The organism is Agaricicola taiwanensis (assembly GCF_014635245.1).
Lineage (GTDB): Bacteria > Pseudomonadota > Alphaproteobacteria > Rhizobiales > Methylopilaceae > Agaricicola > Agaricicola taiwanensis.
Map to the genome: position 1 here is coordinate 152,864 of NZ_BMCP01000005.1, position 20,818 is coordinate 173,681.

Sequence of the window (20,818 nt, forward strand, 5' to 3'; positions counted from 1 at the left end):
CGCCACTCTTCGGCCTAGACCTTGCCACCATTCGCCGCCTAAAGTCCGCCCTCATGGAAACGCCATCAGTCAGAACCTCTGAAGAGGTCATCGCCGCCATCGTCGATCGTGTCGCCGCCCGCTCGGTGGCGCCCGATGACACACTCCAGACCGCGGGTCTCTGCCTGATCGACGCGCTCGGCTGCGCGATGGGCGCGCTGGCGACGGGAGAGCCGCAGTATCTGCTCGGGCCCTACGCGCCGGGCACCATGACGCCGCGCGGCGCGCGGGTGCCGGGCACATCCTTCGTGCTCGATCCCGTCAAGGCGGCCTTCGACACATCGGTGCTGATCCGCTGGCTCGACATCTCCGACACAAGCCCCGTGGGCGGGCACCCCTCCGACAACATCGGCTCCATCCTCGCGGTGGCCGATCACATGAGCCGCGCGCGCGGGCCGGGCGAGAACCCGCTCACCATGGAGGATGTTCTTCTCGCCATGGTGGATGCCTATGAGGTGCATTGCAGCCTGGCGGCGGCGAACCGCTTCGACATGCCGGCTATCGGGCTTGATCATGTGATCTATGTAAAGTTGGCATCCGCCGCGGTTGGATGCCGGCTCATGGGCGGCTCGGCCGACCAGATCCGCGCCGCCGTCAGCCAGAGCTTTCTTGATGGCGCCGATCTCAACGCCTATCGCCATGTTCCCAATGCAGGGCCGCGCAAGGGCTGGGCGGGCGGCAATGCGGCAAGCCGCGGCGTCATCCTCGCCTGGATGGCCATGCGTGGCGAGCCGTCGGCGCCGCAGCCACTTTCCGCCAAGACCTGGGGCTTCAATCAAGTGATGCTTGATGATGGCGCGGTGAAGCTGGAACGCGAGCTCGGCACCTTCTTCATGGACAATGTGATCTTCAAGCTGGTGCCGGCGCAGCGCAACGCCTCCACCGCCATCGAGGCCGCGATCCGGCTGCACCCCTGGTTCATGGAGCATCGTGACAAGATCTCGAAGATCCACATCGCCACGCATGACGAGACCATGCGCCGTGTGGTCAAGGAAGGACCGCTGCCGAATCGCGAGGCGCGCGACCATTGCCTGCAGTACATGGTGGCGGTGGCGCTGACCAAGGGCCGCCTTGCCGTGGAGGACTACTCGGACGAGGCGGCGGCAGACCCGGAGATCGACCGGCTGCGCGGCCTCATGGTGGTGGAGGAGGACGAGCGCTATACGGCCGACCATCACGACCTCGCCAAGCGCTCCTGCGCCAATGCGATCGAGATCACCACCGAGGACGGCGAGACGTCGGAACGGGTGGAGGTGCTTTATCCGGTGGGCGATGCCGCGCGCCGCGACGAGGCGCTGCCGCAGCTTCGCGAGAAGTTCATTGGCATGACCGGCCACGCCTGGACGACGGACCGGCAGGAGCGGGTGCTGGGGCTTCTGTCCGACCTCCCGCGCCTGAGGGAGACGCCGGTGCCGGAGTTCATGACGCTGGTGTCCGAGAGCGACGTGCTCTAGCCGCCCTCGGGCACGATAGGCCGCACGGGGATGACCTCCAGTGGCGTCACCTTCAGTGCCGTGATGCGGTTGCGCTCGCGGCGCAGCACCTGGAAGCGGTAGCCGTGGAAGGTGAAGGTCTGCTTCGGATCGGGAATGATCTGCGCCTCGTGGATGACGAGACCTGCGACGGTGGTCGCCATATCATCCGGCAGCTTCCAGCCGGTGGCGCGATTGAGATCGCGGATCGGCATGCCACCGTCCACGGTGACGGAACCGTCGGGCCGCGGTCTCAGGCCCTGGATCAGGACATCATGTTCGTCGGAGATGTCGCCCACGATCTCCTCGATGATGTCCTCCAGCGTGACGATGCCCATGACCTCGCCGTATTCGTCCACCACCAGCGCGAAGTGCATCTTCTTCTTGAGGAAGGCGCGGAGCTGATCGGAGAGCGTGGTGGAATCGGGCACGAACCAGGTCGGCCGCGCCAGCGCCACGGCGTCGACGCTGTCGGCCTTGCCTTCCGCCGCGAGCATGGCGCGGAGCAGGTCTTTGGCATGGAGGATGCCGACGATGTTCTCCGGCTTGCCGCGCCAGAGCGGGATGCGGGTGTAGGGCGCTGCCAGCATTTCGCGCACCAGCTCGCGCGGCGGCATGTCGGCGTCGAGGCTTACCATCTGGGTGCGATGGATCATGACATCGGAGACGACGAGGTCGCTGAGCTCCAGGAGGGCGGCCAGCATGCTGCGATCGTCGTTGCGCTCGGTGCCGCCGCCTTCCTCCTGAAGGAGGAGTTCCATGGCGCCGCGCAGTTCCTCGTCCGGCGACAGCGCCTTGACGCCCATGGTCAGGAGCTTGCCGGAGAGGCGCAGGCGGCGGCCGATGCGATGAAAGCGGGTCTGGGACATGATGAAGGCAACGAGGGTGGCAAGGGCAAGGACGGCGGCGAGCGCCGCGATCCAGGCGCCCGGGGAAATCAGGATGATAGCTCTGAGGTGAGGAAGGAAAGCACGTTTTCCGGCGCGACGTCATTGGCGATGAAGCTTTGACCCACGCCGCGCGCGAGAATGAAGGTGAGCTTGCCCGCCTTGACCTTCTTGTCCTGTCCCATGAGATCGAGCAGGCGCCTGGCATCGCCGAGGTCTCCCGGCACGTCCTGTATGCGCGTGGGAAGGCCCACCGCCTTCAGATGCGCGGCCACACGGTCCGCCTGGTCGGCACCCACCAGGCCGAGCTCCGCTGAAAAGCGGAAGGCCAACGCCATGCCGATGGCGACACCCTCGCCGTGGACGAGGCGTTTGTCGTCATAGCCGACGGCGGCTTCCAGCGCGTGGCCGAAGGTGTGGCCGAGGTTGAGAAGGGCGCGCTCGCCGGTCTCGAACTCGTCGCGGGCAACGACGCCCGCCTTGTTGGCGCAGCTCGCGGCGATGGCCTTGGTCCGCGCCGGACCGCCCTCGAACACCTCCTGCCAGTTGTCTTCCAGCCAGCGGAAGAAGGCGGCGTCATTGATGAGTCCGTATTTGGCGACCTCCGCATAACCGGCGCGGAAGTCGCGCAGCGGGAGGGTGCTCAAGGCGTCGGCGTCGGCGAGCACGAGGCTCGGCTGATGGAAGGCGCCGATCAGGTTCTTGCCATGGCGTGTGTTGATGCCGGTCTTGCCGCCGACGGAGGAATCCACCTGCGCCAGCAGCGTCGTCGGCATCTGCACGAGGCGAACGCCACGCCTGAGGATGGCCGCCGCGAAGCCCGCGAGATCGCCCACCACGCCGCCGCCCAGCGCCAGCACCAGGTCGCCGCGCTCGACCTTGCTGGCGAGCAGCGCGTTGGAGACCTCTTCCAGCACCGCGAAGCTCTTCGACGCCTCGCCCGCCGGCACCACCGTGGAGGAGGCGGCAAGGCCCCCCGCCTCGAGTGAAGCCATCAGCGGATCGAGGTGGAGCCTGGCCACATTCTCGTCGGTGACGACGCCGACCCGCCGCGCGCCCAGCGGCACCAGGAGGCGCCCGGCGCCCGCGATCAGCCCCGGCCCGATCTCGACGTCATAGCCGCGACCTTCCAGTGCAACATGAACTGTGGAGCGGGGAGCAGCGAGGGCGGTGTCGGACATGAAAGTCTGAGTCTTTCGAATCGGATGCGGGATGGATGTGATCTGAGAGATCAGGTGAGGCGATAGCATAAAAACGGGCTTTGTGGGCTGTTCCATTCTGGACGAGGCTGTGAAGCGCCGCGAGGAGGAAGGCGGCAAAGAGGATCCACTTCACACGGCGCATCAGGGCGATGACGGCGCGCAGCAGCCGGTCGGTGAAAAAAGATGATGTTGTTGGTGTCGAGCTCCGCCGCTGGTCTCATCGCCGGGCTCCACTGCCGTCACCGGCCCAAGGTATCCGCCACCACAGCGCCACGTTCACCCATGGGCTCATCGGGGCCCGTGGTCGTGTCCCGCGCGGTCTGGTGCTCCATCTCGGCGTTAAGTTCGGCGCCCAAGAGGAGAATCGTCACCGATAGCCAAGTCCAGACCATGAAGCCGATGATGGCCCCGAGCGAGCCGTAGGTGGCGTTGTAATCGGCGAAATTCTGAAGGTAATAGGAAAAGCCCACGGAGGCCGCCGCCCATACGACGGTTGCCAGCAGCGCGCCCCAGGTGAGCCAGCGCCATTTGGCGCGCTCGCGGCTCGGGCCATAGCGGTAGATGAGCATGATGCCTGTGGCGATTGCCGCGAACATCAGCGGCCAGCGCACCAGAGACACCAGGATCTCCGACCAGGCATCCAGCCGCGCGAAGGCAAGAATGACGGGGACGACGCCGACGGAGACGATGAAGAAGATGCCGATGAGGATGGCACCGAGGGTGAAGAGGCCGGACGTGATGTTGAGCATGAAGAAGCCACGCTTCTCGCGCTCCTCATAGGCAACGTTGAGTCCGTCGAACAGTGCCTTCACGCCCTTGTTGGCGCTCCATAAGGCCAGGACGAGGCCTGCCAGGAAGCCGATGCTGAGGGCCTCCTGGTCCTGCGATACCAGCGCGTTGAGCTGGCTCTGGATGATCTCGATGCCGCCGCTGGGAAGGACGCCTCCCAGAAAGGCGATGTGATCGGCGATGGTGCGGGGGTCGGCGACGAAACCGTAGACGGAGACGAAGGCGGTCAGGGCCGGGAAGAGGGCCAACAGCAGATAGAAGGTGACGCCCGCCGCCACCAGCATGATGCGGTCCTCCTCGACCTTCACCCAGACCCGTTTGGCGACATCCCACCAGCCGTGCAACGGGATCTCCGACGGACTGTCTGCATTGCGTCCATGGCCACTCTGCCGGGCTGCGGGGCTGAAGGTGCGGTTGCCGGGAAGATCCGTGCCGGTGTCTGCGATGCTGCTCACTGCGATGTCCGTGTCGAAGTTACCTGTGAAGGTAACGCTCATGGTCACACATGTGTTGCACGCGGGGCGGAATGGCGACGACGCGGTTCGCCAGGAGCGTGCGGCTTATCCTTCGAGACGCCGCTTTCAGCGGCCCTCAGGATGAAGTCAATGGTCTTGGCTGGCTCTGTTAAGAGGGAGCTCTACCCACTTTCTCATGCTGAAGAGGCCCGCAGGGCCGTCTCGAAGCATCAAGCCAAGACCATCGGTCATCACTCCGCCGTCTGTTCCACCGGGGTGACATGCGCGGCTATGGCGGTGAGGGTCTCCAGCACCATGGTCTCATGCGGCACATCACGCGAACCGACGGTCACATCGGCCTGCGCATAAACCGGATCGCGCAGCGCCAGGAGGTGCCGGAGCGTCGCCTCGGGGTCCTTCGTCTTCAGCATAGGCCGGTTGGAGCGCCGTTTGACGCGCTTCAGCAGGACCTCCGGTTCCGCCTTCAGCCATACCGATATGCCGACCCGCGAGGCGTGGGCGCGGGTGTCGGCATCCATCCAGGCGCCGCCGCCCGTCGCGAGCACGCAGGGCGCGCCGTCGAGAATCCGGGAGATGACGCGCACCTCGCCATCGCGGAAATAAGCCTCGCCATGGGCTTCGAACATGTCGGGGATGGTCATGCCGGCCGCCCGCTCGATCTCGGTGTCCGCATCGATGAAGGGCAGGTTGAGCGCCTTTGCCAGCAGCCGGCCGATGGCGGATTTGCCCGCGCCCATCATGCCGACCAGCACGATGGAGCGTTGTCCCAGCGCCGTGCGCACCACACCGGCCTGTTCCTCGATCCGCTCCATGATTTGTTTTTTGTTGGCACCCGTCATATTAGCCTCGCGATTTGACCGATGCTTTTCACGAAATCGGCCCCTGCGGCAAGTGTGCCATTGCGTTGGCAGGCCCTTCCATGGTGGAACAGGCCTGTGCCGGTTAACCGAGGGAGCTGCGCCCCGTGCCGACATTGACCCGATATGCCACCATCGTGGCCATCGTCGCGGGGCTTGTGTACACCTGCCTCTGGTCGCTTGCGACTTTTGTCGCGCCGGATCATCGTAGCATCACAATTGACATCCCGATCGAGGAGGGACGCAGGTGACGAGCGTGAGGCAGCATGTGGATGCCTTCCTGGATATGCTGACCGCCGAGCGCGGTGCCGCGCGCAATACGATCGAAGCCTATAGCCGCGACCTCGACGATTACCTGGTCTACCTCATGGATCATGGGGGTGATCCTCTGACGTCGGATACCGACGATCTCTCCGCCTGGATGGCGAGCCAGGCCAAGCGCGGCTTCTCGGCCAGCTCCTCGGCGCGCCGCCTCTCCGCCGTCCGCCAGTTCCACCGTTTCCTCTATGCCGAGGGCCTGAGGCGGGATGATCCAACCTCGGCCATGACAGGCCCCAAGCGCTCCCGCCCTCTGCCCAAGGTGCTCACCATCGAGGAGGTGGACCAGCTTCTCGCGGTGGCGGGGCAGGGCGTGGATGATCCGCGCCGACCGCTGACGCGCCGTCTCAAGGCTGCCCGGCTCTCCTGCCTGCTCGAGATTCTTTATGCCACGGGACTGCGCGTCTCCGAACTCGTCACCCTGCCGCTTTCGGCCGCGCGGCGCGACGCCAAGGTGCTGACGGTGCGCGGCAAGGGCGGGCGGGAGCGTCTCGTGCCACTGACCGATGCCGCAAAGCGCGCCACCGATGTTTATCTGGAACTGCTTCTCGCCGCCGGCCGCACCATCGACGGGCGCTGGCTCTTCCCCGCCGACAGCGACGCGGGGCATCTGACGCGGCAGGCGTTCGCGCGCGATCTGAAGGATGCCGCCATCGCCGCGGGCATCGATCCCGCCAATGTCAGCCCCCATGTGCTGCGCCACGCTTTTGCCAGTCACCTTCTGCAGGGCGGGGCGGACCTGCGCGCCGTGCAGCAGCTGCTCGGCCATGCCGACATCGCCACGACGCAGATCTATACCCATGTGCTGGATGCCCGCGTGGCCGCCATGGTGCGCGACCTTCACCCCTTGGGCGATAGCGACAAGGCTTAGCAGCGGTGCGCGTCTGTTCCCTCGCCACAAGGGTGAGCATGACGGGTCATCCGCGATGCCCCATCCGTATCGCAACCGCACACTCGTGTGAGCAGGTGGAGAAAACTTGACACCGGTAGACGCCTTGCGCCTAACTCCGCCCAATTCCGAGGGCCCTATGGGCCGGTCAAGGGCAGGGTATGCGTAGTTATCTCGATTTCGAAAAGCCGGTCGCCGAACTTGAAGCCAAGATCGCGGATCTGAAGGCCCTTGCCGAGAACGGCGATGAGACCGTCTCCATCGACGACGAGGTCAACCGCTTGAAGGAGCGGGCCGACGAAGCCCTGGCGGCGCTTTATACCCAGTTGACGCCCTGGCAGAAGACGCTGGTGGCGCGCCATCCCAACCGCCCGCATTTCACCGACTACATTTCGGCGCTCTTCACCGAATTTACGCCGCTCGCCGGCGACCGCGCCTTTGGCGAGGACGAGGCCATCATGGGCGGCTTCGGCCGGTTTCGCGGCCAGCCGGTGATGGTCATGGGCCAGGAGCGGGGTTCCGACACCGAGAGCCGCCTGCGCCACAACTTCGGCATGGCGCGGCCGGAAGGCTATCGCAAGGCCGTGCGCCTGATGGAGCTTGCCGATCGGTTCGAGGTGCCGGTGGTCAGCCTCGTGGACACGGCAGGCGCCTATCCCGGCATCGGCGCCGAAGAGCGCGGCCAGGCGGAGGCCATCGCCCGCTCCACGGATGCCTGCCTGGGGCTGGGCGTGCCCAACATCGCCATCGTGATCGGCGAGGGCGGCTCGGGCGGCGCCATCGCCATCGCCACGGCCAACCGGGTCTACATGCTGCAGCATGCGATTTATTCGGTCATTTCGCCCGAAGGCGCGGCTTCGATTCTGTGGCGGGACTCAACGCGCGCGCCTGACGCCGCCGCCAACCTCAAGATCACGGCGCAGGACCTGGAGCGCCTGAAGATCATCGACGGCATCATCCAGGAGCCTGTCGGCGGCGCCCACCGCGACCGAGCCGCCGTCTTCGCATCCGTCGGCGAGACCCTGGCCAATGCGCTTGACGATCTTGGAGGCCTGTCGCGTGAGGATGTCCGTGCCGAGCGGCGCAGGAAGTTCCTGGCGATCGGCCGATCCCTTTGATGCCGTTGCCGGCGGCGGCGCTGTAGGAACCGGCCGAATGGAAACGCACGGCCGCCACCTCCGTCCAATAACGGACGTAGCTGGCTTCAAGATTTTGTGGTAACGGCTTGGTAACGCTATGGGGCCTTAATCAGGTTCCCCAGCGTATCGGGGACGTGTAAACGGGATCACCATGATCAAACGCGCTTCTTCCCGCCTTGTGCTCGTGCTGGCCGCAGGCCTGGCCCTTGCCGGCTGCGAGCAGCAGGAACTCGCCAGCACCCGGCACCTCCAGCCCATTCCGTCGCAGACGATGGCCCTGATGGAAGAGAAGGGCATGCGCAAGCAGGACCCGATCCTGGTGCGCATCTACAAGGAAGAATCCAAGCTCGAGGTCTGGAAGAAAGCTTCCAACGGCCGCTATGCGATGCTGAAGGATTACGACATCTGCCGCTGGTCCGGGACGCTCGGGCCCAAGCAGCGCGAGGGCGACAAACAGGCGCCGGAAGGCTTCTATGCCGTCGCGCCGGGCCAGATGAACCCGAAGTCGAGCTATTACCTGTCGTTCAACATCGGCTATCCCAACGCTTTCGATAAATCCTACGGACGTTCGGGCAACCACCTCATGGTGCATGGCGACTGCCTGTCGGCGGGCTGCTATGCCATGACCGACGAGCAGATGGCCGAGGTCTATGCTCTGGCGCGCGAGGCCTTCTCCGGCGGCCAGCGCTCGTTCCAGGTCCAGGCGATGCCGTTCCGCATGACGGCCGAAAACATGGCCCGCCGCCGCAACGACCCCAATTTCGCCTTTTGGAAAAACCTGAAGGAAGGTTCCGACCACTTCGAAGTGACAAAGCTGGAGCCGAAGGTCGACGTCTGCAGCCGCCGCTATGTGTTCAACGCCGATGCGGGCGGCTCGCGCTTTGATGCCTCCAGCACCTGTCCTAATTATTCCGTGCCGGTACAGATCGCCTCGGCGGTCGGCGCCAAGCAGAAGCAGGACGAGCGGCGCTTTGCCGAACTGGTCGGCGGCGGTTACACGCTGGCGTCTGCCTATGTGCCGCAGAACGGCCGCGTCCGCCGGTCGCTGGATCAACCGATCGTACAGGTCGCCGCCGCCGAGCGTGCGCCTGCAACGTCAACATCCGCGGCTTCTCCCGTGCGCATAGCCGGTGCCGTCCCGGTTCCGGCGCCGCGCCCAGTGGCTCTCGCGGCAAATGCCCGTTCGACGGAAGAAGCCCGCTCCAGCCGGTTCGCCTGGCTGCGCGGCAGCCGCGATGAGGCCAGGGCCGAAGCACCGGCGCCGCAGGTGGTCATGACGGAGCAGCCCGCCGCGGCCGTGGCCGCTCCCGCGCCGATCACGCCGGTGCCGCAGGTGGTGGAGGCCAGCGCCTCGGGCAATCGACCGTTCTACAAGCGTATCCCGGGCCTTGGCTGGCTGGGTGGTGATCGGTCGGAGACGGGCGCGCCCGCGCAGGTTTCTCCGGCCATCACGGGCGCCGTGCCCGCGCCGTCCCCGCGTCCGCGCACGGCCTACGCCGGCAACTGACGCCGCGGCACATCTTGTGATTATCTAAGGGCGATGCGGCACTCCGCGTCGCCCTTAGTCTTTTCCGGAGGAACTCTCATGGCCAGCACACCGCGCCGCCCCACAAACGCCCTCGACGCTGCCGAGGCCCTGTTCCGCAAGCCCGCGCCCAGGGCGGAGGTCGCACCGGCCCGCACAGCCGCTCCCGGCGCCCGCGAGGCCGTCACGCTCAAGATCGACCAGGCGGTGTTGGAGCACTTCCAGAACGACGGCCCCGGCTGGCAAGACCGCATCAACGATGTGCTGCGCACCTATGTGGAGGGGCAGCCCGAATGATCCACAGGCGGACGTTTGCCTGCGATTATCTATCCTGAAAACCGGGTGCTCGGGGCACCGGCAAACAAAAAACGCCCGGGAGCCCGGGCGTTTTCATGCAGGTAAGCTTTAGAATTCAGTCCAGCTTGCCGTGGCAGTGTTCAGTCCAGCTTGCCGTGGCAGTGCTTGTACTTCTTGCCGGAGCCGCAGGGACAGAGCGCGTTGCGCTGGACCTTGCCCCAGGTGGAGGGATCTCTGGGATTGATGTCGCCGACCGCGAGCTCCCGCACGGAGGGTGCTGCCAGCGCCATCTCGTCCTCACCGGTGTTCGGATCGAAATGATGCGCTTCCATGGCGGGAAGCTGCTGCTCTTCCAGCGGCGGGGCCTGAACCACTTCCACCCGCATGAGCTGGGCCGTGGTGGCTTCCTGCAGGCGCGCCATCATGGCCTGGAAGAGCTCGAAAGCTTCGGTCTTGTATTCGTTGAGCGGATCGCGCTGGGCATAGCCGCGCAGGCCCACCACCTGGCGCAGATGATCGAGCGTCACTAGATGCTCGCGCCACAAGCCATCGAGCGTCTGCACCAGGATCGCCTTTTCCACATGGTGCATGACATCGGGGCCGTAGCGCTCCACGCGCTCACTGGCGGACTTGTCGGCCGCTTCCGTCAGGCGTTGAAGGATGTCGTCCTCGGCGATGCCTTCCTCCTGGGCCCAGGCGACCACCGGCACGTCGAGATTGAGCTTCTCGGCCACCTCGGTCGCAAGGCCCTCGGTGTCCCACTGCTCCGGATAGGCGTTGGCCGGGATATGGCGCGAGACCATTTCCTCGATCACGGTATGGCGCATGTCGCGCACGGTGTCGGCCACATTCTCCTGCTCGATGAGCTCGCGCCGTTCCTCAAAGACCACCTTGCGCTGGTCGTTCATGACGTTGTCGTATTTGAGGAGGTTCTTGCGGATATCGAAGTTGCGGGCCTCGACCTTCTTCTGCGCCTTTTCGATGGCCTTGTTGATCCAGGGGTGGACGATGGCCTCGCCCTCCTGCAGGCCGAGGCGCTGCAGCATGCCGTCCATGCGGTCGGAGCCGAAGATGCGCATCAGGTCATCCTGCAGGGACAGGAAGAACTTGGAGCGGCCGGGGTCACCCTGGCGGCCCGAGCGGCCGCGCAGCTGGTTGTCGATGCGGCGGCTCTCGTGGCGCTCGGTGCCCATGATGTAGATGCCGCCGGGCTTCTGCACGGTTTTCGCGGGCCTTGAGCCCTTGGCCGGCTCGATCTCCTGCAGCTCACCTGAGTTCAGCACCACCTCCCGGAAGGTGGCGATCTCGGCCTCCACCTTCTGGATGATCGCGGCGCGTTCGGCCTCATCCTCGACGCCCTGCGTCGCCTCGGCGATACGCATATCGGCGTTGCCGCCGAGTTTGATGTCGGTGCCGCGGCCGGCCATGTTGGTGGCGATCGTGATGGCGCCAGGGATGCCGGCCTCGGCCACGATGAAGGCTTCCTGCTCGTGGAAGCGCGCGTTCAGCACGGCGAACTGGCGGCTCGGCTTGCCCGACCGGGCGGAAGAGTAGAGCTTCTCGATGGAAGAGGGATCGGTGAAGTCGATCTGCTTGAAACCGGACTTCTTCAGAAGATCGGCCAGGAGCTCGGACTTCTCGATGGATGCCGTGCCGACCAGAACCGGCTGCAGCCTCTCATGGGCGCGCTCGATCTCGGAAATGACGGCCTTATATTTTTCCCCCGCCGTGCGGTAGACCTCATCGTCCTCGTCGACGCGGGCGATGGGCAGGTTGGTCGGAATCTCGACCACGGGCAGGTTGTAGATATCCAGGAACTCGTCGGCCTCGGTGGCTGCCGTGCCGGTCATGCCGGCCAGCTTCTTGTAGAGGCGAAAATAGTTCTGGAAGGTAATGGAGGCGAGCGTGCGGTTTTCCGGCTGGATCTGCACGTGTTCCTTCGCTTCCAGCGCCTGATGCAGGCCCTCGGAGAAGCGGCGGCCCGGCATCATGCGGCCGGTGAATTCATCGATGATGATCACTTCGCCGTTGCGGACGATGTATTCCTTGTCGCGCTGGAACAGCGTGTGGGCCTTCAGCGCCTGATTGACGTGATGCACCAGGGTGACGTTCTCGATGTCGTAGAGCGTACCCTCCTTCAGGACGCCGGCATCGCGCAGGAGCTGCTCGATGTGCTCGTTGCCCTCCTCGGTCAGGGTCACGGTGCGCTGTTTCTCGTCAAGCTCGTAATCGGCCGGCACCAGCTGGGGGAGGAACTTGTCGATGGCGACATAGAGCTCCGACTTGTCGTCCATGGGACCGGAGATGATGAGCGGGGTGCGCGCCTCGTCCACCAGGATGGAGTCCACTTCGTCGACGATGGCGAAGCCATGGCCGCGTTGCACCATGGAGCCGACGTCATACTTCATGTTGTCGCGCAGATAGTCGAAGCCGAGTTCGTTGTTGGTGGCATAGGTCACGTCGCAGGCATAGGCGGCGCGGCGCTGCTCATCGTCCATGCCGTGCACGATGATGCCGGTGGAAAGCCCAAGGAAGCTATAGACGCGGCCCATCCATTCGGCGTCGCGGCGGGCGAGGTAATCGTTGACCGTGACGACATGGACGCCCTTGCCGAGAAGGGCGTTGAGATAGACCGGCGCGGTGGCGACCAGCGTCTTGCCTTCGCCGGTCTTCATCTCGGCGATGGAGCCGCCGTGCAGCACCATGCCGCCGATGAGCTGTGTGTCGAAATGGCGCTGGCCGAGCACGCGGCGAGCCGCCTCGCGCACGGTGGCGAAGGCGGGGACGAGGAGATCGTCGAGCGTGTTGCCGTTGGCCAGCCCGCGGCGGAAGTGCTCGGTGCGGGCGCGGAGTTCATCGTCGGTAAGCTTCTGCAGCTCGGGTTCCAATTCGCCGATCGCCGCAACCTTGGAGCGATAGGAACTGACGATCCGATCATTGGAACTGCCGAAGACGCGACGGGCAAGAGCGCCGAACATGCGAAATCCTAACGTTTTGCGCGGGGCTCCCCCACGCGGGACGATTATCATTCTAGCGTCGTCACGGGACCTGGACACGGGCGGAATGGTGTTTCCCATTCTCGCCATGTTATTCGGACATGGTGCGCACGCAGAAATCATCGCGCAGCCTGTTGAACAGCTGCGCCGGGCGAGAGATAAGAACCGCCCCAAGGGTTGTCAATCAAAGGGGGCGCACCAAGCTCTCCCGCCAGCGACCGGGACCGAAGGCCCCGCCACGAAAACTCATCTCAAGGATGGCTCATATGCGTTTTATCCCCCGGCATCTTTTGGCTCTGCCCCTGACGGCCTGCCTGATCGCCTCGCCGCTGGCGGCCGTAACGGCGCTGGCGCAAGAGAACAAGGTGGTGGCGCGTGTCGACGGCGCGGAGATTACCGAAGCAGATGTCGAGCTCGCCATGAAGGACTTCGGCCAGGCGCTGGGCGCCATGCCGGAGGAGCAGAAGCGCGAAGCGGTGACACGCCTCCTGATCGACACCAAGCTCATCGCCCGCGCGGCGGAGAAGGATGCGGTGCAGGAGAGCGAGGACTTCAAGCGCACCATGGGCTACCTGCGCGACAAGGCGCTGATGGACACCTATCTCACCGCCAAGGGGGACGAGGCCGTCACCGAGGATGAGATCAAGAAGGTCTACGAGGAGACGGTAAAAAGCACGAAGCCCGAGCAGGAGGTGCGAGCCCGCCATATCCTGTTCCGCGCCGAAGACGAAGCCGGCATGGCCGAGGCCGAGAAGAAGGCCAAGGATGTTGCCCAGAAGCTGAAGGAGGGCGGCGATTTCGAGGCGCTGGCCAAGGAGCTGTCGGAGGATCCGGGCTCCAAGGAGAATGGCGGCGATCTCGGCTATTTCACCAAAGAGACCATGGTGCCGGAATTCGCCGAAACCGCCTTCAAGCTGGACAAGGGCCAAGTTTCCGACCCTATCAAGACCCAGTTCGGCTGGCACGTCATCAAGGTTGAGGACAAGCGCGACCAGCCGGTTCCGTCGATCGACCAGGTGCGTGACCAGATCGTGGTCTACCTGCAGCGCAAGTCGCAGCAGGACACCATCGAAGGGCTGCGCAAGGACGCCAAGATCGAGCGTATCGGCGGTCCGGTTGCTCCCGAAGCTCCGGCCGAAGGCGGCAAGCCGGCGGCACCGGCACCGGCCAACTGATCTTTCGGCCGCGCCTCGGTCGGTGTGACCCGGCGCGGCCTCAAGCGGCACCTCTTCCTTCGCCTCAACAGGGCCTTCATCATGGCATCGAAAGTCTCTCCCCTGGCGCCCACGGGTTTTCCTGCGCTGCCCGCCATCGAGGGCGTGCGCATCGGCACCGCCGAGGCCGGCATCCGCTACAAGAACCGCACCGATGTGCTGCTGATGGCGTTTGATCCCGGCACCAGTGTCGCCGGCGTCTTCACCCGGTCGCGCTGTCCTTCCGCACCCGTGGAATGGTGCCGCTCGGTGCTGCCGGGAGGAATGGCGCGGGCGCTGGTGGTGAACTCGGGCAACGCCAACGCCTTCACCGGCGCCAAGGGCCGGGAGGCGGTGGCGTTGACGGCGCGGATCGCTGCCAATGCGCTCGATTGCGGGGAGGGCGAGATCTTCCTTGCCTCCACCGGCGTCATCGGCGAGCCGCTCGATGCTTCCAAGTTCGAAGGAGTTCTCGATCGCCTCGCCGGCGAGCTGGCTCCCGACCGCTGGGAAGCGGCGGCACGCGCTATCATGACCACCGACACCTTCCCCAAGGGCGCGGTGCGCCGGGCGGATCTCGGCGGCACAGAGGTCACCATCGTCGGCATTGCCAAAGGCGCAGGCATGATCGCGCCCGATATGGCGACCATGCTGTCCTTCGTCGCCACCGACGCCGAGATCGCGCCCGAAGCGCTTCAGGCGCTGCTGGCCCGCGGCACCGAGAAGAGCTTCAACTGCATGACGGTGGACGGCGACACGTCGACCTCCGATACGCTGATCGCCTTCGCCACCGGCGCGGCGGCAAAGCGGGGCGCGCCCGCCATCACCGATGCCGCCGATTCGCGCCTTGGGGCTTTTGCCGAAGCCTTGGACGATCTCCTGATCGATCTCGCCCAGCAGGTGGCGAAGGACGGCGAGGGCGCGACCAAATTCGTCACGGTCGATGTGGCTGGCGCCACCAGCGACGAGGACGCCAAGCGCATCGCGCTCTCCATCGCCAATTCACCGCTGGTGAAGACGGCAGTCGCCGGCGAGGACGCCAATTGGGGCCGCGTGGTCATGGCGGTCGGTAAGGCCGGCGTGCCAGCGGACCGTGACCGGCTTTCCATCTGGTTCGGCGATATTCGCGTGGCGGTCGAGGGCGCCCGCGACAAGACCTACGACGAGGGAAAGGTCTCGGCCTATATGAAGGGCCAGAACATCAACATTCGCACCGAACTCGGCCTCGGCACGGGCGCGGCGCGGGTCTGGACCTGTGATTTCACCCACGACTACATTTCCATTAACGCCGATTACCGATCATAGCGTCGCGTTTGCAGCAAATATTAATCTCCGGATGGTAGTCTCATGACGCTGGATCTGCAGCTACGCATGGTTCTTGTTGTTGCCTGCGCGCTTGTGGATGCAGACGGGCGCGTGCTTCTGGCGCAGCGCCCGCAAGGAAAGGCGCTCGCAGGGCTTTGGGAGTTTCCGGGGGGCAAACTCGAAGCCGGCGAGCGTCCGGAAACAGGCTTGATCCGCGAATTGCGGGAGGAACTGGGGATCGATGTCCGGGAGCCATGTCTCGCGCCGCTGACGTTCGCGAGCCATGGCTATGAGAGCTTTCACCTTCTGATGCCGCTTTATGTCTGCCGGCGCTGGGAGGGGATAGTGACACCGAACGAGGGGCAGAAACTTGCCTGGGTCAAACCGCGCGACATGCGCAGCTATCCCATGCCGCCGGCGGATGAACCGCTGATCGCCCATCTCATCGATCTTCTGTGAAGCCCAAAAGCGGTCTGATCGGACCCGACGTGATGATGTTTTATGCGGCCGCGACCCAGATACTGAAGGCCTTCCGGCAGGATGAGCGGGGCGCGACGGCTATCGAGTACGCCATGATCGGCGCCGTGATCTCGATCTCTTTCGTCGTCGCCGTGAAGGCGATCGGGGAACATCCGCTCCCCGCGTTGGACCTCATTGCCGATGCCCTGACTGGCGGGCCTGATCCGGAGTGATCAGCGGCCGGTCTTGTCGCCGGTCTTGATCTCGGTCGTTCCCAACGCGTCGGCCAGCCGCATCTTCGCCGATCCGGGCTTCTGCGGCTTCTGCTGGCTCTCATGCGGCGCCCAGCCCGACAGCCAGACGATGTCGACGGTGGCGCGCAGACGCCCGTCCGGATCACTGAACCGCTCCGCGTAGATTTCCGCCGCGCGCGCCAGCAGACGGCGGCTGAGCGGCTGTCGCAGGCGCTCAGCCAGCACATTGGTGGCGGCAAGCAGGCGTAGGTCGCGGAACAGGCCGAAGATGGAGCCGAAGCGAAAGGTGAGCCGGTCCACATCGGTGACGGGGAGGGCGAACCCCGCGCGCTGCAGCAAGGCGCCAAGATCCCGCACGTCGACGAAGGGCGCGACACGCGGGCTGAGGCCGCCGAGGACCTCCGATTCCGCCTGTGCGAAGGACTGCCTCAGTTCCGTCAGCGTATCGCCGCCCACCATGGCTGCCAGGAAGAGGCCGTCCGGCTTCAGCGACCGGCGGATCTGGATCAGCGTGCCGGGAAGGTCGTTGACCCAATGGAGGGCGAGGGCGGAGACCACGAGATCGAGGCTTTGGTCACCGAAGGGAAGATGTTCGGCATCGGCGAGAACGGCCGTTCCGCTGGGTAATGCTTCGACCGTATCGGCAACCCGAAAGACGGTGCCGACACGGGAGACGCGGGACACCGTCGCCGCCACATCGGGCCCCGGCGTGCCAAGGTCGATGGCGAGGGGGAAATCCCTGAGCACGGCGGAAAGCCGGTCGCCCAGGTCCTCCGCGACCAGGGGCAGCAGCACGTCGTCGGCATGGCCTGCCGCCGCGGCGCGAGCCCGGCGGCGGGCGAGGAGCTTGCGGTCGAAGATCTGAGGTGCGGCCATGAAGGCGCCTTAGGCTCTTTCAGCGGTTGCGTCAAACGGGTGCATGTTCGAGACGCTTCACCCTTGCCTCGGAACGCTCTAGCATCCCGTCATGGATGACGCCGCGCCTGCCTACTCTCGCGCACTCAGGCTCGCCGCCCGGTTGGGGCGGCTGGCTTACCGCTTCGTCCTGCCGCCGGTTTGCCTTGCCTGCGAGAGACCCGTCGGCAGCGAGGGCGCGCTCTGCACGACCTGCTGGCGCGAGACCGACTTCATCGACGCGCCGTGCTGTGACCGCCTCGGCATTCCGCTGCCGCCGGGCATGCTGCCCGGAGCGGTATCGCTCCAGGCCTTTTCAAACCCGCCCAAGTTCGACCGCGCCCGTGCTGCCATGCGGTACGATGGCGCCGCGCGCCGTCTTGTCCATCGTCTGAAGTATGGAGACCGGCCCGATCTTGCGCCGGCCATCGCCCGCTGGATGGCCCGGGCTGGGCGCGAGGTGCTTGAGGAAGCCGATCTTCTCGTGCCGGTGCCTCTGCATTGGACGCGGATGATGGGGCGGCGGTTCAACCAGGCGGGCGAGCTTGCCCGCGCGCTGTCGCGAGAGACGGGTATCCCCTACGCGCCGGAGGTTCTCTCCCGCGTGCGCCGCACGTCCCGGCAGGTGGGGCTGAGCGCGAGCGAGCGCGGCAAGAATCTCCACGGCGCCATGAAGGTGACGGAAGCGGGGCTGCTCGCCGTGCACCGGCGAAACATTGTGCTGGTCGATGACGTTCTCACCACGGGCGCGACGCTGAATGCGGCGGCCCATGCGCTGCGCCGTGCCGGTGCGGAGCGCGTCGATGCCGTCGTCGCGGCCGTGGTTGCCGATCGTGCGTGATCCCCGCACGGAGGCGTTGCGGCAGCGGCAGATTTTTAACGTGCCGCGTGCCAGTTCTTGCTGGACAAGGTTTCCGCATGGGGGAATATCGCAACCATGATCACGATCTACACCAAGCCGTTCTGCCCCTATTGCGCGCGGGCCAAGCAGCTCCTCACGGCCAAGGGCGCCGCCTTCAACGAGATCGACATCACGCAGGCGCCCGGCGCCCGCCAGGAGATGCTGGAGCGCGCGCCCGGGCGCAGCACCGTGCCCCAGATCTTCATCGGCGACACCCATGTGGGCGGCTGCGACGACCTATTTGATCTCGATGGCAGCGGCGCGCTTGATCCGCTTCTGGCCAAGGAAGGACTGTCCTGATGGCCGCGTCCTCCTTCACCGCCGCCCTGGTGCAGATGCGGTCCGGCCGCAAGATCGAGGCCAATATAGAGGCGGCGGCGGCCCTGATCGACGAGGCGGCGAAGGCGGGCGCGCATTATGTGCAGACGCCGGAAATGACGAGCCTGATCGACCGTGACCGCGCAGCAGTCATGGCGGCCGTGCAGCCGGAAGAGGATGATGTCGCGCTGACCGTGCTGCGCGACCGGGCCAAACGGCACAAGATTTGGCTGCATCTCGGCTCGCTGGCCATCAAGGTCTCCGACGACAGGATCGCCAACCGTGCCTTCGTCATCTCGCCCGACGGTGAGATCGCCGCCCGCTACGACAAGATCCATATGTTCGACGTGGATCTGCCCAACGGGGAAAGCTGGCGCGAGAGCGCGACCTATCGGCCGGGCGAGATCGCCGTCACCACCGATCTGCCTTGGGGCAAGCTCGGCCTTGCCATCTGCTATGACCTGAGGTTTCCGGCGCTGCATCGCGCGCTGGCGGAGGCGGGAGCGGAAATACTGACCATGCCGGCCGCCTTCACCCGGCAGACGGGCGAGGCGCATTGGCATGTGCTGCTGCGGGCGAGGGCGATCGAAACCGGCTCCTTCGTGCTGGCCGCCGCTCAGGGCGGCACCCATGAAGATGGACGGGAGACTTTCGGCCATTCACTGGTGGTCGATCCCTGGGGCAGGGTTCTGGCGGAGGGGGGCTCGGAGCCTGGGCTTGTCATGGCCGAGATCGATCTTTCCCTTGTCGCACAGGCGCGCGCGCAAATCCCGGTGCTTGAAAATGGACGCCGCTTTGCGGTAGCGCGTGGCGAAACGCCTGCCTACCTCAAGGTTGCCACATGATCCGCTATTCCCTCGCCTGCGATGCCGGCCATGAATTCGAGGGCTGGTTTCAATCGTCATCCGCTTTTGACGAACAGTTGGAGCGGGGGCTCCTGTCCTGCGCCGTCTGCGGGTCCAGCCAGGTCGGGAAGGCTTTGATGTCTCCCGCGCTGGGCGGCGCGCGGCAGAACAAGGCCCCCGATGCCCCCGAGCTTGCGCCTGTGGCCGAAGCGCCGGTCCCGGTGGCGCTGCTCGGTGAGCGTGAGAAGGCCTTGCGGGCGGCCATCAAGGCGCTCCGCGACGACGTCGCCAAGAATTCGGAGAATGTCGGCGAGCGCTTCGCCGAGGAGGCGCGCAAGATCCATTACGGCGAGCGTGATCCCGCCTCGATCTATGGCCAGGCGACGCTCGACGAGGCAGCCTCCCTTGCCGAGGAGGGCGTCAGCTTCCTTCCCCTGCCAAGCCTGCCTGATGACGGGCATTAGAGCAGGTTCAACGCCAGCGACACTGGATACACTGCGCGATCATATCGCCGCGGCCTTTCCCGATCTGGCGGATGCCCGACTGGTGGCGATGACGGCCGGTTGGGACAGCCTCGCCGTCAATGCCGACGACCGTTTTATCTTCAAGTTTCCCCGAAACAGCCTGGCTGCCGCGGCGCTGGTGCGGGAGGTCGGCCTGCTCGCCGTGCTGGCGCCGCAACTCACCATGCGGGTGCCGGCGCCGGTGCTCGTGGAAGGAGAGATGCTGTTCTCCCGCCACGACATAATTCCCGGCGAACACCTCCTGGCCGAGGGATATCAAGCCTTACCAGACCATGGGCGGCAGCGCCTTGCCGACGCCATGGCCCAGTTCTTCGCCCAGCTCCACGAGCAGGATGTCGCCGTGATGGAGAAGGCGGGGGCACGGCCCATCCGAAAATGGCTTGATGCGGAGGACATCCTCCGGAGGACCCACGCCATGCTGCCGCCGGACCTGCGGGCCTTCGCCCAGGCCTGCCTTGCCGCCTGGAGCGATCTTGAGCCTGACCCGCACGGCATGACCTATGGGTTCTTCGATGGCCACGGCTGGAACATGGCCTTCGATCACGACGCGCAGCGCCTGAACGGCATCTATGACTTTGCCGACTCCGGCTTCGGCGATCTGACCCAGGAGTTCATCTATCCCAATTGGATCTCCGCCGATCTGACCGGGCGTATCATCGCCGCCTATGAGACGCTGACGGGGCGGCTGATCGACCGCCAACGTGTGGATGTCCTGAGCGGTGTGCTGCGGCTGACGGAACTGGCGGAGGAGGGACACGATCCGGCCCTGAGAACGGCGCTTCTGGACAATCTTGCGGCCTGGGTGAGTCACAGGGCTGTCGGCGGTTTTTTCGGGCGGGCCTGAATCAGCGGATATTTTTTGTGTCCGCACCAGGGGGAAAGGGCGCCTGGGCCTGGCCCCGACAGGCGGCGCACACAGCCTTCGCCCGAGAGACTCACGCGGTTTCGCGGCAGGGCATATCTGCCAAAAGAAACTTCGAAAACAGGCGCTTGACAGGCGGAGGGGCTGCCGCCTATATACCGCCCACCAACGAGGGGGCGCCGCTGATTGCGGGCCGGTTTCGAAGGTTCTCCTTCCACGAAGTTCGCTTTGTGGCTTCTCACTTAGGTGGGGAGGGAGTATGGTTTTTGCCCATTTAGTGGGAAGTCCGTTTTGTGCGGGCGCTGCTGTTTGACAAGTTCATAGGAAGAAAGAGAAACGTAGGCGGCGTTGTCCTTGCGGGACCGTCCGGTTTTCGG

The 20,818-nt window shown here is 65.3% G+C and carries 21 protein-coding genes; 15 read left to right on the forward strand and 6 right to left on the reverse strand.

What is annotated here, in order from left to right:
• Positions 1–53 precede the first annotated feature (53 nt).
• Positions 54–1,493, forward strand: coding sequence for a 2-methylcitrate dehydratase (gene prpD / locus IEV58_RS16085; protein ID WP_188410840.1), 1,440 nt, complete (start codon positions 54–56; stop codon positions 1,491–1,493).
• Here the strand turns inward: prpD and IEV58_RS16090 are convergent.
• The 4 genes from IEV58_RS16090 to IEV58_RS16105 form a co-directional block, all read right to left on the reverse strand.
• Positions 1,490–2,380, reverse strand: a complete 891-nt coding sequence (locus tag IEV58_RS16090) for a transporter associated domain-containing protein (protein WP_188410841.1) — start codon at positions 2,378–2,380, stop codon at positions 1,490–1,492. The two genes, prpD and IEV58_RS16090, sit on opposite strands and share 4 nt — an antisense overlap.
• 68 nt (positions 2,381–2,448) lie before the next feature.
• Positions 2,449–3,579, reverse strand: coding sequence for a 3-dehydroquinate synthase (aroB, locus tag IEV58_RS16095; RefSeq protein WP_188410842.1), 1,131 nt, complete (start codon positions 3,577–3,579; stop codon positions 2,449–2,451).
• A 260-nt stretch (positions 3,580–3,839) separates the two neighbouring features.
• Positions 3,840–4,886 carry a YihY/virulence factor BrkB family protein gene (locus tag IEV58_RS16100; protein ID WP_188410843.1) on the reverse strand — a complete coding sequence of 349 codons (1,047 nt, stop codon included), beginning with the start codon at positions 4,884–4,886 and terminating at the stop codon, positions 3,840–3,842.
• 209 nt (positions 4,887–5,095) lie between these two features.
• On the reverse strand, positions 5,096–5,704 hold the full coding sequence (locus IEV58_RS16105; RefSeq protein ID WP_229729523.1) for a shikimate kinase: 609 nt from the start codon (positions 5,702–5,704) through the stop codon (positions 5,096–5,098).
• A gap of 125 nt (positions 5,705–5,829) precedes the next feature.
• On the opposite strand from IEV58_RS16105, the gene IEV58_RS16110 reads away from it, so the two are divergent.
• The 5 genes from IEV58_RS16110 (at position 5,830) to IEV58_RS16130 (ending at position 9,890) form a co-directional block, all read left to right on the forward strand.
• Entirely contained in the window at positions 5,830–5,973 is a 144-nt protein-coding gene (locus IEV58_RS16110; protein WP_188410845.1) for a hypothetical protein, read from the forward strand.
• Positions 5,970–6,911 carry a tyrosine recombinase gene (locus IEV58_RS16115; protein ID WP_188410846.1) on the forward strand — a complete coding sequence of 314 codons (942 nt, stop codon included), beginning with the start codon at positions 5,970–5,972 and terminating at the stop codon, positions 6,909–6,911. Before IEV58_RS16110 ends, IEV58_RS16115 begins: the two co-directional genes overlap by 4 nt.
• Positions 6,912–7,090: 179 nt before the next feature.
• A complete protein-coding gene (locus IEV58_RS16120) occupies positions 7,091–8,047 on the forward strand; it encodes an acetyl-CoA carboxylase carboxyltransferase subunit alpha (protein ID WP_188410847.1) in 957 nt (318 codons plus the stop codon).
• 172 nt (positions 8,048–8,219) lie between these two features.
• Entirely contained in the window at positions 8,220–9,575 is a 1,356-nt protein-coding gene (locus IEV58_RS16125; RefSeq protein WP_188410848.1) for a L,D-transpeptidase family protein, read from the forward strand.
• A gap of 78 nt (positions 9,576–9,653) precedes the next feature.
• Positions 9,654–9,890 (forward strand): BrnA antitoxin family protein, encoded by a 237-nt coding sequence (locus IEV58_RS16130; protein ID WP_188410849.1) that lies wholly within the window; start codon positions 9,654–9,656, stop codon positions 9,888–9,890.
• A 140-nt stretch (positions 9,891–10,030) separates the two neighbouring features.
• On the opposite strand, the gene secA is transcribed toward IEV58_RS16130, so the two are convergent.
• Positions 10,031–12,868: a preprotein translocase subunit SecA gene (secA, locus tag IEV58_RS16135; protein ID WP_188410850.1), complete on the reverse strand. Its 2,838-nt coding sequence runs from the start codon at positions 12,866–12,868 to the stop codon at positions 10,031–10,033.
• A 284-nt stretch (positions 12,869–13,152) separates the two neighbouring features.
• Between secA and IEV58_RS16140 the strand changes: the two genes are divergently transcribed.
• The 4 genes from IEV58_RS16140 (at position 13,153) to IEV58_RS16155 (ending at position 16,076) form a co-directional block, all read left to right on the forward strand.
• On the forward strand, positions 13,153–14,061 hold the full coding sequence (locus IEV58_RS16140) for a peptidylprolyl isomerase (RefSeq protein ID WP_229729524.1): 909 nt from the start codon (positions 13,153–13,155) through the stop codon (positions 14,059–14,061).
• 81 nt (positions 14,062–14,142) lie between these two features.
• A complete protein-coding gene (argJ, locus tag IEV58_RS16145) occupies positions 14,143–15,384 on the forward strand; it encodes a bifunctional glutamate N-acetyltransferase/amino-acid acetyltransferase ArgJ (protein ID WP_188410852.1) in 1,242 nt (413 codons plus the stop codon).
• A gap of 42 nt (positions 15,385–15,426) precedes the next feature.
• A complete protein-coding gene (locus IEV58_RS16150) occupies positions 15,427–15,843 on the forward strand; it encodes a (deoxy)nucleoside triphosphate pyrophosphohydrolase (protein ID WP_188410853.1) in 417 nt (138 codons plus the stop codon).
• A gap of 32 nt (positions 15,844–15,875) precedes the next feature.
• A complete protein-coding gene (locus IEV58_RS16155) occupies positions 15,876–16,076 on the forward strand; it encodes a Flp family type IVb pilin (RefSeq protein WP_229729525.1) in 201 nt (66 codons plus the stop codon).
• Here IEV58_RS16155 and IEV58_RS16160 read toward each other — a convergent pair whose 3' ends face one another.
• Complete coding sequence (locus tag IEV58_RS16160) at positions 16,077–16,973, reverse strand: methyltransferase domain-containing protein (RefSeq protein ID WP_188410854.1); 897 nt, start codon at positions 16,971–16,973, stop codon at positions 16,077–16,079.
• 91 nt (positions 16,974–17,064) lie between these two features.
• On the opposite strand from IEV58_RS16160, the gene IEV58_RS16165 reads away from it, so the two are divergent.
• The 5 genes from IEV58_RS16165 to IEV58_RS16185 all read left to right on the forward strand — a co-directional run bounded on the left by IEV58_RS16165 (position 17,065) and on the right by IEV58_RS16185 (position 20,423).
• Complete coding sequence (locus IEV58_RS16165) at positions 17,065–17,832, forward strand: ComF family protein (RefSeq protein ID WP_188410855.1); 768 nt, start codon at positions 17,065–17,067, stop codon at positions 17,830–17,832.
• 96 nt (positions 17,833–17,928) lie between these two features.
• Positions 17,929–18,192 (forward strand): glutaredoxin 3, encoded by a 264-nt coding sequence (gene grxC, locus IEV58_RS16170; RefSeq protein WP_188410856.1) that lies wholly within the window; start codon positions 17,929–17,931, stop codon positions 18,190–18,192.
• On the forward strand, positions 18,192–19,055 hold the full coding sequence (locus tag IEV58_RS16175) for a carbon-nitrogen hydrolase family protein (protein WP_188410857.1): 864 nt from the start codon (positions 18,192–18,194) through the stop codon (positions 19,053–19,055). Before grxC ends, IEV58_RS16175 begins: the two co-directional genes overlap by 1 nt.
• Entirely contained in the window at positions 19,052–19,519 is a 468-nt protein-coding gene (locus IEV58_RS16180) for a DUF1178 family protein (protein WP_188410858.1), read from the forward strand. Before IEV58_RS16175 ends, IEV58_RS16180 begins: the two co-directional genes overlap by 4 nt.
• Positions 19,506–20,423, forward strand: a complete 918-nt coding sequence (locus IEV58_RS16185; RefSeq protein WP_188410859.1) for a phosphotransferase family protein — start codon at positions 19,506–19,508, stop codon at positions 20,421–20,423. The genes IEV58_RS16180 and IEV58_RS16185 overlap by 14 nt, the downstream gene beginning before the upstream one ends.
• Positions 20,424–20,818: the final 395 nt, after the last annotated feature.

Excerpts from the sequence above, each read along its gene's own strand:
- IEV58_RS16100 (WP_188410843.1), bottom strand. The coding sequence starts at position 4,886 with ATGAGCGTTACCTTCACAGGTAACTTCGACACGGACATCGCAGTGAGC.
- IEV58_RS16160 (WP_188410854.1), bottom strand. The coding sequence starts at position 16,973 with ATGGCCGCACCTCAGATCTTCGACCGCAAGCTCCTCGCCCGCCGCCGG.
- IEV58_RS16130 (WP_188410849.1), top strand. The coding sequence starts at position 9,654 with ATGGCCAGCACACCGCGCCGCCCCACAAACGCCCTCGACGCTGCCGAG.
- IEV58_RS16180 (WP_188410858.1), top strand. The coding sequence starts at position 19,052 with ATGATCCGCTATTCCCTCGCCTGCGATGCCGGCCATGAATTCGAGGGC.
- IEV58_RS16155 (WP_229729525.1), top strand. The coding sequence starts at position 15,876 with ATGATGTTTTATGCGGCCGCGACCCAGATACTGAAGGCCTTCCGGCAG.
- IEV58_RS16140 (WP_229729524.1), top strand. The coding sequence starts at position 13,153 with ATGCGTTTTATCCCCCGGCATCTTTTGGCTCTGCCCCTGACGGCCTGC.
- IEV58_RS16150 (WP_188410853.1), top strand. The coding sequence starts at position 15,427 with ATGACGCTGGATCTGCAGCTACGCATGGTTCTTGTTGTTGCCTGCGCG.
- prpD (WP_188410840.1), top strand. The coding sequence starts at position 54 with ATGGAAACGCCATCAGTCAGAACCTCTGAAGAGGTCATCGCCGCCATC.
- IEV58_RS16090 (WP_188410841.1), bottom strand. The coding sequence starts at position 2,380 with ATGTCCCAGACCCGCTTTCATCGCATCGGCCGCCGCCTGCGCCTCTCC.
- IEV58_RS16125 (WP_188410848.1), top strand. The coding sequence starts at position 8,220 with ATGATCAAACGCGCTTCTTCCCGCCTTGTGCTCGTGCTGGCCGCAGGC.
- IEV58_RS16120 (WP_188410847.1), top strand. The coding sequence starts at position 7,091 with ATGCGTAGTTATCTCGATTTCGAAAAGCCGGTCGCCGAACTTGAAGCC.
- IEV58_RS16175 (WP_188410857.1), top strand. The coding sequence starts at position 18,192 with ATGGCCGCGTCCTCCTTCACCGCCGCCCTGGTGCAGATGCGGTCCGGC.
- argJ (WP_188410852.1), top strand. The coding sequence starts at position 14,143 with ATGGCATCGAAAGTCTCTCCCCTGGCGCCCACGGGTTTTCCTGCGCTG.
- aroB (WP_188410842.1), bottom strand. The coding sequence starts at position 3,579 with ATGTCCGACACCGCCCTCGCTGCTCCCCGCTCCACAGTTCATGTTGCA.
- grxC (WP_188410856.1), top strand. The coding sequence starts at position 17,929 with ATGATCACGATCTACACCAAGCCGTTCTGCCCCTATTGCGCGCGGGCC.
- IEV58_RS16185 (WP_188410859.1), top strand. The coding sequence starts at position 19,506 with ATGACGGGCATTAGAGCAGGTTCAACGCCAGCGACACTGGATACACTG.
- IEV58_RS16165 (WP_188410855.1), top strand. The coding sequence starts at position 17,065 with ATGGATGACGCCGCGCCTGCCTACTCTCGCGCACTCAGGCTCGCCGCC.
- IEV58_RS16105 (WP_229729523.1), bottom strand. The coding sequence starts at position 5,704 with ATGACGGGTGCCAACAAAAAACAAATCATGGAGCGGATCGAGGAACAG.
- secA (WP_188410850.1), bottom strand. The coding sequence starts at position 12,868 with ATGTTCGGCGCTCTTGCCCGTCGCGTCTTCGGCAGTTCCAATGATCGG.